Consider the following 13,475-nt stretch of genomic DNA (forward strand, 5'->3'; position numbering starts at 1 on the left):
ATACTTATACCCTTATTTATTTGTAACTACCCCTTCATACAGCCCGAACATATCCTTGTTTAGGTCCGCCGTATCCCCAGTTTCTTTGATCAATGATTTTAGGGACAACTTTAGATCTTCATAGATTCCGTTCACTTCTTTATCACCCAGTAAATTGCTCATTTCCCAGGGGTCATTTTTAAGGTTGAACAGTTGTTCGGTAAGCATTCCGTCCTTACTACTAACTATTAGTTTATAATCTCCCTTGCGTACTGCCCTGTGTGCCCCTCGCTCTTTAGGCTTTTTATCTCCCGGCCAGGCATTGTAGGCAAAATGCATTACCTCCCTAACCGCCTCCTGTTGTCCTAAGATTACAGGAGTTAGATCCTTGGTCTCTACAGAAGCCGGTATTGCCAAGTCCGTAAGTCCACATAAGGTGGGGAAGACGTCGTGCAAGTATGCAAAAGCTGCCTTCTTTTCATTTTTGGGAATCCCAGGTCCGCTGAAGATCAAAGGGACCTTTACACTGTGTTCATAAACACTTTGCTTTCCCAAAAGGCCGTGTTGACCTACGGCCAAGCCGTTATCTCCTGAAAAAACGATAATGGTATTCTCTGCCTCCCCAGATTTTTCCAAGGCTTCCAACACCCGGACAATTTGTGCATCAGTGGCCGAGATCATGGCGTAATAATCAGAAATATGTTGTTTTATTTCTTTCTCAGTTCTTGGAAAAGCAGCCAATTTCTCATCCCTTATTTTCATATCCGCAATTGGGAAGGGATGGCCGTCCATAAAGTTTTTGGGCAATTTGATTTTTTCTGGTGGATATAGATCATGAAATTCCTGTGGCGCCGTCCGCGGGTCATGTGGCGCGGTAAAGGATACGTACATTAGAAACGGATTGTCTTTCTCGCGATTTTCTAAATAATCAATTGCAGCATCGGCAAACAGTTCACTGGAAAATTTTTCCTTATCGGCATAAGGTTGGGACCATCCGGAACTCGTATCAAAATCTTTTACATTGGTGCCAAAATGCTTTGTCATGCCTCCCAAATAAATAGACTTTCCCTTTTCAAATCCGCGTTCTACCCAATCTTTACCATTGTGTTGTTTGCCAGTGGCAAAAGTGGCATATCCGTTGGATCTAAAATATTCGGGGAAGGTAAGTTTATCAGATTTGCCCCTTAGGCTATCAGGAACAGAAAATTGCGCGTATACGTTGGGCTCTATGTTAAAATAGTGGCGTCCTGTCATAAGCATGGCCCTACTTGGCGAACAGACTGCCCCATGGGGCGCTCCCAAAATATAGGCATTGGTAAAGGTGGTACCGGTCGCTATCAAACCATCCAATCCAGGGGTGAGCACCTCATCCATCCCCAAGGCGCCTAGGGTACCATACCTTTGGTCATCTGTAAAAAGAAATAATATATTGGGCTTTTCTGTCTTAACCGGAGAAACCTTTCTACATCCTATTGCCAAAATAGCCGTTGCCACAAGGAGGTATTTCCATAAAGGTAGATCGCTAATTCGATGGCCTGTGGTTTTTTTTAACATATTCATTAATTTTTTATATCCAAGTCCTTAGATGCCAAAACTTTTACCCATTCCGATATTCGACTAATACTAATATCAATTATTGCCTGATTAATTTACTTAATTAAAAGATTAAAAAAAGGGAGGAACTACCTCCCTTTTAAATCTAACTAAACTAACTAGGAGGAACATCTCCCCTATTCTTTAAAGGCTTATTACCAGTTACTACTACAATTACCAGCCTGGGTTTTGCGTAAGGTCAGGGTTAAGTGTCAATTCATCTATTGGTATCGGGAACAAATAATGTTTTGGGTCTTCAAAAGTTCCTCCATTAGGCAAGGAGTTAGGATATGCCAAGATATAACCTTCGTTATCCAAGACAACATCAGCACCAACTTCCACCTCAGGATATAAGTCCTGATCAAACAATACCCCTCTAATTGGCTTGGTAAACAAGTCTCCTGCTTTCCAACGTATAATGTCATCATATCTAAAGTTCTCCATAGCCAATTCTACACGTCTTTCCCTTCTAATTTCATCTAGCGCAACGTCAATGCTAGGAAAGTCAGAATCAACATCTTTAACCATAGTTCCTAGAATCATTGGTGGCATATTCACTCTAGCCCTCAATAAATTTATTGATATATCCAAGTCCGCTTGCGATAAAATCCCCAACTCATAAGCAGTCTCTGCATAATTGAGTAAAACTTCGCCATACCTCATCATTATAGCATCAATGTAGCAGTTTTCACGCAAGTTAAATTGTTCTGGATTAAGATCCCAGTGTTTTTCTATCACGTAACCCGTTCTACTAATTTGCATGGAATGGAAAGTTGATTGACTAGAACCTGGTATAGTAGGTACTCCTCCATAAAGCAAGTTTGAGTTAGGAGCAGCGACAGTTGCACTTAACCTAGGATCCCTATTATCAAATTCTGTTGACCAACCACCAGAGCCATCATAGATGGTACTTTGTGAGATAGGTTTTCCTTCAGCATCCAAAAATGAATCGACCAATGATTTGGTAGCGGCATCAAGAGCACTATTTATATCCAATTGATATTGCACAGATGAAGTTACCAGGTCCGGCTCATAATCCTTTATCAATATAACCTCAGGACTCGATGTCTTATCTACTTGGGAAAATAGCGTTCTAAAATCTTGTTCTAAGGAGTACTCACCATTTTCTATCAACTCCTTGGAAGCATTATAAGATTCCTGCAAAAATGGCTTTGGATCTCCAGTCCCATGATATTTCATGTGGGTTCCTTCATATAAAAATATTCTGGATTTTAATGCCAAGGCTATATTTCTATTAATTCTGCTATTGGGTGAAGTATTATCAGGTAAATGCGTTATGGCATAATCAATATTGGCAAGGATAGAATCCATTACCAATTTTCTCGGATCCCTGTCTTCATACAGTTCGGGAGAGTCCACGTTCAGTTCTGATGCCAACCATTTAAAGTCCCCAAATCGCTTTGCTTTCTGAAAGTAGTGATATACCTTAAAAAATTTGGCTTCTGCTATTAAAGGGTTCAACTGTTCGGCGGGTATATCCGAACCTTTGGAGTTGTCCAACAATATGTTTAGGTTACGAATCTGGCCATAACCGTATTCATTGTCCGACTCTGGTAGAATATATTCACCGGCCGTTATTTCATCATACTGATCTGGGGCCTGATTATCACTTTGTCTATCGCCATATACTATTGGGCTTGGAAAATAAATTGAACTATGACCAGTAAAAACAGTATAGAACGAGTTTAAGTATAGTTTAAAATCATCCGTAGATGTCCAAAAAGTATCATTGGTCAATTGCGTTTTTGGAGCCGTATCAAAAAAATCGTCATTACAACCAACCAAAGCAATTAAGGTTAGTACTAAAAAGTATATTTTATTATTTTTCATTATCCTATGTTTTTTTTGATTAAAGAGAAACTTGTATCCCTACTGCAACAGATTTTCTGTTGGGATATATTTTACCGTTGGTACTTCTTAAATCTCCAAGCGTTTCAGGATCCATCAACCCATATAAGTTATCCTTTGTCCATAGGTTTTGACCGGACAAATAAATTCTAAAACTGTGCAAGTTTGCCTTTTCCACAACATTTTCAGGAAAAGTATAGCCTATGGTAATGTTCTTGAGACGTAGAAAGGCCCCACTTTCAAGAAATCTTGACTGTGTTTGAACATTGTAAGCACTATTTCTACGATAGATTGGTAGTTTGGCATCCGGGTTATCCAGGGACCAGCTGTTTTCCAATGCCCAATGGTTTCCGGTGGAATTCACATTATTGCCTTGGGCAGAGTGCCCAAAATATGCTACATTTTGATTTTGCATGGCAATATCCTTTTCTCCTACTCCCCTAAAGAACATATTGAAGTCTATCCCTTTATACTCCAAGGTGGTCGTAAATCCATAATTATAACGGGGTGTTGCGTTACCGATAATGGTTTTGTCACCTGGATCATCCAAGGTATTGGAACCACTACTAATTTCCCCATCGCCATTTAAATCCCTATAATATGTATCCCCGGGATCGTCCCCAGCGTTTGCATTAAGCGTGGAGTGATCTGGAGCAGCATCAATTTCTTCTTGGGATTGGAATATACCTACAGTCTCATACCCCCATATTTCACCAAGAATTTGACCTTCATAAAGGAAGTTGTTGTTGTTTAAATTGGGAAGTCTACCAGATGGATTAAGTTCATACTCCGTAATCTCGGATTTGCTATCGGATAAATAACCTTTTATACCATAGGTCAACCCATTCTTGAGTTTTTGTCTCCAACCAAGCTCCAATTCAAAGCCATTGGTTTCCAATGTAGCTCCATTGGTCCTAGGGGCAGATGTTCCCAATGGTGCTGGCAATGCTTCCCCAGCTACTATCATATCACTTGTTACACGCTTATATATATCAAGGGACATGTTGAACTTATTTTTAAACATTCCCAGATCCACACCAAAATTGGTGGTTGTAGCTGTTTCCCAAGTTAGTGTATTGGACACAATACCCGCAGGCAAGATGTTTAAAGGCTCCACTCCATCGATCAAATAATTTAATGTTCCGTTTCTGGTGGTCAACAAGGGGCGAAAATCATCTGCCGGCACATCCTGATTACCTAAACTACCATAAGAAGCCCTAAACTTTAAATTACTAATAACGGGCACGCTAGTAAAGAAGGATTCTCTGCTCACTACCCAACCAACAGATGCCGATGGAAAGAAACCAAATCTATTGGCCTTAGGAAATACGTCCGAACCATCGTAACGGGCATTTACCTCCAAAAAGTACTTCTCGTCGAAGTTATAATTAAATCGACCAAAACCTCCCCTAATTGCCGTGAAGGTATTGGAATCCCCAACAAAATCCTCCCCAGTTATATTTTCCACAGAAAGGATATCATCTTTGATCAGTCCAAAACCTATTGCCTCAATTTCCAAAAATTCTGTGCTGGTCTGATTGTATCCAGCAAGTAATTTGAAGTTGTGCTTTTGGTTGATGTCAAAATCATATGTTGCATAAATATCTACCACATCCTGTGTGCTTACCCTAGACCTCCTTTGGATATAATCGTTTGCCGATGTCAAGTAATTTACTGTTTCTGGAGTGTTGTCCGTAACAAACTCTATTTGCTGTCTGTTGTTCTCCAATTGAGCGGCTAAATTTTGATGGCTATAGTTAGCATTGATTACCATGCCCTTGAACGGTTTTATGGCAAAATCGGCCGATAAATTGGTTTCTTGGGTTTCGGTAATTGTCCTGCCCCCAAAACGCTGATAGGCCAATGCGTGGTTCATAGGAAGACCGGCTCCTTGGGGAAAACCTTCAGGTGTCTCCACCAATTGCCAAGGTTTTGATCTATCCAGGGCATGCCAGTATGTTCCTATTCCGTAAGCATGAGGCTCGTCATAACCGGTTTTATTGTATCCTGCCCTAAATCCGGCAGTTAGCCAATCATTTACATCAAAAGTATATTTGAACAAGGTGTTGTATCTTTTTTTCTCATCAGGGTTTACTCTCCACTGACCCTCATCCTTCACATAGGAAAGCGACCCATAATATGTGGATCTGGACCCCCCGCCTGAAAGGGAAAGGTTGGTGGTGTTACGTACCGCAAAATCAGCATAAGCTTCTTTATAGATATCGGCGTTTCCAGCAGTCTGATAATTGCCATTGGGCAATAGGTAATAAGACGGATTGTTTATAGGGTCATCTATATAATCCTGCATATATTGTATATGCTCATCATTGTATAAAGCCGATTGCCCATTATTCGTTCTGGCCAAATTAGCGGCGTTGGCCGATTCCACAGAATTTAGAGGATCGGGCGTAATAGTCATATCAGAAAAAGTCGTATTATGGGAAAACTTAATCTTTGTTGGCGTATCCAATCTCCCATTCTTAGTGGTGACAAGAATAACCCCAAATGCCCCTCTAGCCCCATATATGGCTGCTGAAGCCGCATCTTTAAGAACCGTTACGCTCGCTATATCGGAAGGACTAAAGTCATTTAATGTTTCGTAAGGAATACCATCTACCAAGATTAAGGGACTTCCACCATTTAAGGATTCAAAACCACGAATATTGAAATCGGGCGTTGCATTGGGGGAACCATCGGCTATATTAATGTTAAGGTTAGGTATTGCTCCTTGTAGACTAGTGGCAATATCAGGAGTAGCCCTATCTTCAAATACCTCTTCACCTATTTGCGAAACTGCACCGGTAACATTGGCTCTTTTTTGGGTTCCATACCCCACAACTACTACCTCATCCAAACCGGCAGCGCTTTCTTCCAATGTTATATTCAATATGGACTGGCCGGCCAACGACACCTCTTTGGTTAAAAAACCCAGATATGACACCACCAGTGTGGCATTTTGAGCTTTAACGGAAATTAAGAAATTGCCATCAAAATCAGTTTGTGTTCCATTGCTAGTACCCTTTTCTACAATACTGGCACCTGGTAAAGGCACCCCATCGGAATCCATTATGGTACCAGAAACCTGAAATTGATCCACTTTGGGTTTTACATTTCCTTGGGCACTTGGTTTCAGCAAATCCCCTATGGTTTTATTTACCTTAAGAACCACTTGTTTATCTATAACCTTATAATTGATTTTGGTTTTGGAAAACAAGGTCCTTAAAATCTTTTCAATATTTTGTTCCTTTACTTGAATGTCAACTTTCCTGTTTAAATCGAGCTCTCCCTTACTATAAAAGAATTTAAATTCAGAAACCGATTCTATTTCATTTATCACCTCCAAAACCGAGGCTTTGCTCATATCAAGAGTGATCTTGGTTTTTTGGGCATAGCCCATTCCCGCCTGTAACTGCAGGATAGTTGTGAATAAAAGTAAGAGTGATAGTTTCATCTTTAAATCGAATTTTGGAAATAAATACTTCCAACCTTCAGGAGTGTTCCTTGGTTTTTTCATAATTTTGATTTGATTTTAGTTATTAAGCGACTTTGATCATTTTACAGATCGGAAGGTGCTCCAACACTTTCCGATTTTTTTTATTCCCTTTTCGAAATTTCATAGGCAACTTTTTTTAGTTTTTCCAGGATTCATATTTGGTTAATTTTGCACAATTACATTATTTCACTTGCCGCTTCTCCGTAATGGTTATTTTGCTCCCTTCAACAGAATAGCTAAAAGCGGTATGTTCTTGACAAATTTGCAATATTTGATCCAGGGATTCCTTCCCGAAGGTCCCGGTGAATTTTTTGCCGTTCAAAGCTTCGTACCGGTTATCGATTTCCACATTGAAATGGCGCTCCAATTCCTTGACCATCAAATAAAATGGATCATCTTCGAACAGCAACTTGCCATCCTTCCAGGATATATACTTTTCAACATTCACCTCAGCCACATCAATCACATTATTCTCATAAACGGCCCGCTCACCAGGTTGGATCATAATATGTTCGCCTGCCCTATCGCCATTAACCATAGTTACATCTACACTACCTTCAATCAATACTGTGGAGGTATTATTTTCGTTTTTATAACTGGAAACATTGAACTCCGTACCGTGAACTCTGGTATTCATATCATGGGTCATGACCGTAAATGGCCTAGCCTTATCCTTTTCCACAGAGAAATAGGCTTCCCCATCCAAATAAACATCCCTGGGTGTATCTTTTAAAAAATTGACGGGATACCGCAGTTTGGAGCCCGAATTTAAAAACACATGGGTCCCATCGGACAGTAAGAGTTCAAATTTCTTACCATAGGGAACAGCAAGTTCATTGTACTCCAACTTCTTGGTATCTTCATTTTTATCCTCATAATGCAGCACATTTTGCTCTTGCCTCACCACTACATTACCATTAGCGTTGGCAACCACATTTGAAGAGGTATCGTCCAAAACCTTAATTGTACCATCCTGTAACTGCAAAGTTATCTGGGGGGTATTGTCAATAGGAAATTTTTCTGACGAACTAAACGCGCCGGCTAGATAAAGGCCAATACTGCTTACAAAAAGCCCTAAAAACACTGCCGCCACACTAAAGTATCTCCGATTTTTAGCCTTACCCTGTAATTTTATTTCGTTTACCGTATCCCTTCTGTTCTCAATAATATTCCTCCACATGGCATCGAAATCCTGACTGGACAACTTATCCTCATCATAATTCATCAACATCACCAATCTTTTGGCTTTGTCCACTTCTTCCTTTTTATTGGGGTAATCTGCCAACCAATTTTCCCAGAACATATTGGTCATGGCGTCAGGGTCCAATACCCATCTAAGGAAATATTCGTCCGTAATAAAATCTTCTATGTCGTAATTCTTGTATTTCATTTTCCTCGAAAAAACAAAGCAAATTCCAGTGCTTTATTATATAGAGGGAGTAGTTGTTGTTTTTACTTAAAAAAAACTTAATTTTTTTTAAGAACAATTCACCGTTCCCATCAAAAATACCTGTAAAGTACTGAGAACACTACCCTTATATGGGTTTCTACAAATTCTACAAAAAGTTAAAAAAAAGTGAAGAAGCAACTACTAACCAAAACCGTGAAGGAAAATAAAGATCGTTAAAAAAACGTCTCCCAAGTGCTGTCTAAGAAGTTTTATGGTATGGGCCATTAGATTGTAAACCCCCTTTTTATCCATATCCATGATTTCGGAAATCTCCTCATAACCCAGGTTCCCGTAATACTTTAGGTGAATAATTTCCTGTTGTTTGCCAGTAAGCTTTTTTAGGGATTTAGTCAATATCTTACGCTCATGATCTAAGCGTTGTTTTTCGATCAAATTAATCTCAGATGAAGGAGTAGCCTCCCTAACCATTTCCAATTTTATGGCGGAAACAAACCGATTTCTTTGTTTGGAGGCACCGGCAATCAATTTTCTTCTAAGGCACTTAAACAAATAGGCCTTGATAGATCGGACAGAGCTTAATCTATGTTTTGTATCCCAAAGTTCCACGAATAGGTCTTGAATGCAATCTTTGACCAATTCATTGTCTTTCACCAGTTTCATTCCATAGCCGTACAATCTATCCGCATTTAAACTATACATTGAAGCAAATGCAGCTTCATCTCCCCTCTGGAAATCTTGCCAGAGTTGTAAATCCGAAACTTCGATACTAGAACGGTTGGCTTCTGAAATCAAGGAATCCTTGATTTCGGTTTGCGAATTCGTACTATGTACAATATTGGATTTCAAATTATGAATGGGGGATTTAAGTAGGTTGCAATCTAGAGAAAACACATAAATTAACCTAAAAACAACGACTATTTAACATTTAAGTCTGAATATCAGCTATTTACTCCCACAACTTTAATGACCCTGTCTATATAATTTAAAACAATCCCAAATTTGACTCTCCAATTAAAACCCATTTCTTCCTGATCAGGGGGTTACATGCTAAAACAAACTATGGTTACCGAATTCCATCAATTGCACCAAGCTCAAATTAACCACCCCAAAGTGGCTACTATGAAGTATTATTATAAATTTTCTTCAGGATACCCCAGCTCCCGTCGTAATTTTAAGCCCATGACCTGGGTCCTATTCCTTAATTTTTTGGCCTGCGTCAAAAGGTTTTCCGTTTGTATCAATCTATCTACCAACGCGTTCTGATATTCCTTTGTATTAAGTAACGTGTAATAATTGGACACTCTTCCAAAGTCCCTAAGGTTATTGAACTTAGTGTTTTCCCGTGGAAGTATATCAACCAAGGCAAGGTGTTTTTCCAATACTGGCTGCAAGTGATTGATCACAATGTCGTTGATCTTTGAATCTGTAATCTTAAATTCCGTAATTTCAGTGGGATAATTGGCTATAAGGGTTTTTAAGGAATCGCTTTCAATAATCTCAAATTTTGAGGTACTGATAACAGAATTTAAGGCCCCGTCCAGCAAGACCATTGGAGCATAATTAATGTGTACTATAGTATCCTTGGCACCGGGTGTAATTTGTTCTGGAGCCAGGCCAATGTAGTTTATAGTAGCCTCCAATCTGTTAACATTACCAGAATACTTAACAATGCCGTTATTAAGAACTTTCAAATTTGTGTTCAATTCTTCATATAGGCTATGATAGATTTTCATCTCCACTATCCTGTTTTTCCTAATCTCATTTAGATCATTGATTTTCCAAGCGATCAGGATACCAATAACGATCAGCAATATTTCCCCAAAAGCGTATAATAAATAACTTTTAAGTTTTCCTGAGAATATTAAGGTACGTCGGATTTTAGCAAATAGGCGCATATCAATTACTCCAATTTTAAAGCTTTGATATCTGTAATTAGTTGGGCTATGGAAGCTCTGTTCAATCCATTATAAATACCTCGAATATGTTTGTTTTTATCTACCAACAAGAAGTTTTCGGTATGCAAAAAATCATTTATATCCTTTGGCACCCCCAAATCATTCTCTACAAAATATTGATTTCTTCCCAGATTGTAAATTTCCGTTTTGTCCCCCGTAACCAAATGCCATTTATTATCCAAAACACCATTTTTTTCGGCATAGTTTTTTAACACTGATACAGAATCTATAGATGGGGTTACCGAATGTGATAGCAACAATACCTCCGGATCATCCTTAAACGCCTCCTGCACTTGTACCATATTCCCGGTCATCTTTAAACATATGCCGGGACAGGTGGTAAAGAAGAAATCCGCTATATAGATTTTGTCATCAAATGTCTTTTGAGAAACAGTATCCCCAAGTTGATCTACCAATTTAAAATCAGGGATTTTATGAAAATTCTTCTCTTCTATACTATTGGGTACTAACCAATGTGGCGTAAAGGATTCATCGTTATAGTAGGGGAGGTATTCTACCCTACTGGTCTCCACGACTTCAACGGTCTCCTTTTTTACTTGATTCTTGCAACTACTAACAAGTGCTAACAAACCAACCAACACCAACCCCTTAATCTTATTCCCTAACAACAACTTCATCTTCCAATTTATAACATGAATTAGCCCTGAGCATTCCAAAAATGCGTCCGTTTTTAGCCTCATAATTAACATATAATTTCCCATTGGGCAGCCAGGCCTTTTGCAACCCTTCCTCATTACCCTTCAGCAATTGCCTAACTTTGGACAATTGACCGGTAGCGTACCATTGTTTTTCCTCGCCCTGCTTTAAGCCATTAACGTAATGGGATTCTTCCGCCAGCACCCCATTTTCCCACCAGCTTTTATACACTCCTACCAATTTGTTTTCATAATAGGTAGATTCTACCCTAAGCACTCCATTTTCCGACCATCTTCTTGCCACACCTTCCCTTTTACCATTTATAAACCCTAGTCTTTCGGCCAAGGTATCATTGGCATGAAATTTCACCGAATAGCCATTGTATGGCTGGTTTTTATAATACCACTTGCCTTCAATTTGGTTAAGGACCAAATCCTGTTTGGATACCTCAACGTTGTCGATTACAACAGCTTTCTCCATCTCGCTTTTTACACTAGTGGCTTCTTTGCAATTTATGAGGGATAAGGCCGAAACAATTAATAGGACTACTAGTCGCATAATATTTTTTTAGTATCCCTGATATGGACCGGCAAAAGCCAAATAAGATCCTGTTGTTGAATACAGTTCATTGATGATGTGATAGTGGTACTCCTCTTCGCCATCCGTATATTGGGTAGCCGTAGTATGTCCGCCCGAAGCATCCAAATCTGTTGGGTAGGTCCCTGTGGAAGTACATTTTCTTCCATAAAGAAAAACCCCGTCCAATAAGATCCCAACTAAATTGGAATCATCATCGGTAAAAGCTTTGGGCTCCAAGTGGTAATGGTAAACACCAGGGCCTATATGGGCACCCGTCCAATCCAAACTAGCCGCTGCTTGGTTTAATGGGCCGCCTCCTTCCTGATCATTAAAAATGGAGGCCCCACTTACGGCAATGCCAATAGTATTCAGTTGAGTGGATACTGTACTTCCGGTTAAAGCTGGGGTTGCATCCACCACAATCGTAGTAGCGTTGTTGTTACTGGACATGATGCTTGGCGTTCTATCTACATCAGGTTCCTCCTTATAAAGAGAATTCCCTTCTCCCCAATAAACCGTTTCATGGTCCGGCAAACCGGTAGTTTCTATTACCACATTGGATCCGTCCAAATAAATAGTGGTGGCGTCTGAATTAAAAGCTGAAAATGCAGCATGCAATTCGGTTACAACAGTTTCTTCACTATCTTCATCAGAAGCACTATCCGCACTACAGGCAATTAGAGTAGTTAATAGCAAGGCCAAGGCCATTGCTATTGCAGTGATATTTTTATTCACTTTTACATCTTTTTTCATATCCTTAAATTTTGAGAGTTTTACGTTGTTACTTTTGTTTATTCTGTGTGTATGCTATGACAAATCTCGTAAATCAGGCAACATCAAATTGCTGAAATCCATGACCTGCCCAATCTTTTAAGTCAATAATGGATATGGATCTGCAAACCAATTTTTAGCCCAATGACTTTCAGCTATTTTACGGGCTTAATCATTTTATAAATAACCAACACAGCCAATACAATTACAATACATGAAACAACAAAGGCCCACCAGAGATTGGGTTCATTACCCGAAATTCTGAATAGGCCCCATATGTTTTTCAATAATTCCATAGTATTTTATTGGATTTTCAGATTTATTTTCGGTTCTACAATTTTCGAAAACGTCCGTGATATACCATTTTTCACCTTAAAGACTACCCTTCAATTATGGTATATAACTACGGACAGGGTCCATGTCTATTAAAAACCATATTCCTCAATACAGAATTATGTGCTTAGGCTTTAAAGTTGGTTCCTTTTTATAGCGTCTCGTCGCCATTGGACGATTTAATTACTTCCTCATTGGCAAGGCCATAACAGGAAACTGATTTTTGCAACCCATAGCGCACCCCGTTTTTGACCACAAAGTTTCTAAACAAACTTCCATTTTTACGCCATGCCTTCTGCATCCCAACTTGACGATCATCCTTATAATTATATTCGTAATATGGTTCTCCATTGGAATACCAGCTCTTTTGAACACCTTCTTTTTTTTGATTATAGTAATTATATTCAAACTTCAGATTTCCAGTATCCTCCCAATACCCATATTGTTTCCCTATCGCTTTATTAGCCCTATACTGTCTTACTTCATACGGCTTACCATTTTCATAAAAACTTCTATACTTACCATGAAGCATGCCGTTTAAAACGGAGCTATACGTTTTAAGGTTATAACCCTTTAAAACCTTAAATACAATTCCTGAATACTCCTTATTATCCAAATAATAAATACCATTTACATACGAAACCCTTGGATCCTTAAAGTCGACCGTATCCGTTGGAATGTCACTGGTATTCACGGAATAATCCAATTCCTTTTTAATAATTTTTGTGCTGGATTCTTGATCCACACAGTTACTTAGAAACAAGACCATTACACAACAAACTACACTTCTTGTATATACATGGACAAAAAGGCCATATTTAACCATCATAGTTCA

General features: G+C 39.1%; 10 protein-coding genes. All 10 read right to left on the bottom strand.

All coding sequences use genetic code 11. From position 1 onward, the window contains the following. Positions 1-12 precede the first annotated feature (12 nt). Complete coding sequence (locus tag MWU78_RS11190; protein ID WP_246997820.1) at positions 13-1,533, bottom strand: sulfatase-like hydrolase/transferase; 1,521 nt, start codon at positions 1,531-1,533, stop codon at positions 13-15. 213 nt (positions 1,534-1,746) lie between these two features. Next, positions 1,747-3,423, bottom strand: coding sequence for a RagB/SusD family nutrient uptake outer membrane protein (locus MWU78_RS11195; protein ID WP_246997821.1), 1,677 nt, complete (start codon positions 3,421-3,423; stop codon positions 1,747-1,749). A gap of 19 nt (positions 3,424-3,442) precedes the next feature. Further along, positions 3,443-6,955: a TonB-dependent receptor gene (locus tag MWU78_RS11200; protein WP_246997822.1), complete on the bottom strand. Its 3,513-nt coding sequence runs from the start codon at positions 6,953-6,955 to the stop codon at positions 3,443-3,445. Positions 6,956-7,115: 160 nt separating this feature from the next. Then, the gene (locus MWU78_RS11205) at positions 7,116-8,324 is read right to left on the bottom strand and encodes a FecR domain-containing protein (protein WP_246997823.1); all 1,209 of its coding nucleotides are present in this window, start codon (positions 8,322-8,324) and stop codon (positions 7,116-7,118) included. A gap of 201 nt (positions 8,325-8,525) precedes the next feature. Next, positions 8,526-9,191: a sigma-70 family RNA polymerase sigma factor gene (locus tag MWU78_RS11210; RefSeq protein WP_246997824.1), complete on the bottom strand. Its 666-nt coding sequence runs from the start codon at positions 9,189-9,191 to the stop codon at positions 8,526-8,528. 284 nt (positions 9,192-9,475) lie between these two features. Then, complete coding sequence (locus MWU78_RS11215) at positions 9,476-10,240, bottom strand: hypothetical protein (RefSeq protein WP_246997825.1); 765 nt, start codon at positions 10,238-10,240, stop codon at positions 9,476-9,478. A gap of 5 nt (positions 10,241-10,245) precedes the next feature. Further along, the gene (locus MWU78_RS11220; RefSeq protein ID WP_246997826.1) at positions 10,246-10,938 is read right to left on the bottom strand and encodes an SCO family protein; all 693 of its coding nucleotides are present in this window, start codon (positions 10,936-10,938) and stop codon (positions 10,246-10,248) included. Continuing rightward, positions 10,916-11,515 carry a hypothetical protein gene (locus tag MWU78_RS11225; RefSeq protein WP_246997827.1) on the bottom strand — a complete coding sequence of 200 codons (600 nt, stop codon included), beginning with the start codon at positions 11,513-11,515 and terminating at the stop codon, positions 10,916-10,918. Before MWU78_RS11225 ends, MWU78_RS11220 begins: the two co-directional genes overlap by 23 nt. A 9-nt stretch (positions 11,516-11,524) precedes the next feature. Next, entirely contained in the window at positions 11,525-12,289 is a 765-nt protein-coding gene (locus MWU78_RS11230) for a YHYH protein (protein WP_246997828.1), read from the bottom strand. Positions 12,290-12,791: 502 nt separating this feature from the next. Beyond that, positions 12,792-13,469: a hypothetical protein gene (locus MWU78_RS11235; protein ID WP_246997829.1), complete on the bottom strand. Its 678-nt coding sequence runs from the start codon at positions 13,467-13,469 to the stop codon at positions 12,792-12,794. Between the last annotated feature and the right edge of the window lie 6 nt (positions 13,470-13,475).

It is taken from the genome of Arenibacter sp. F26102, assembly GCF_023015865.1.
Taxonomy (GTDB): domain Bacteria; phylum Bacteroidota; class Bacteroidia; order Flavobacteriales; family Flavobacteriaceae; genus Arenibacter.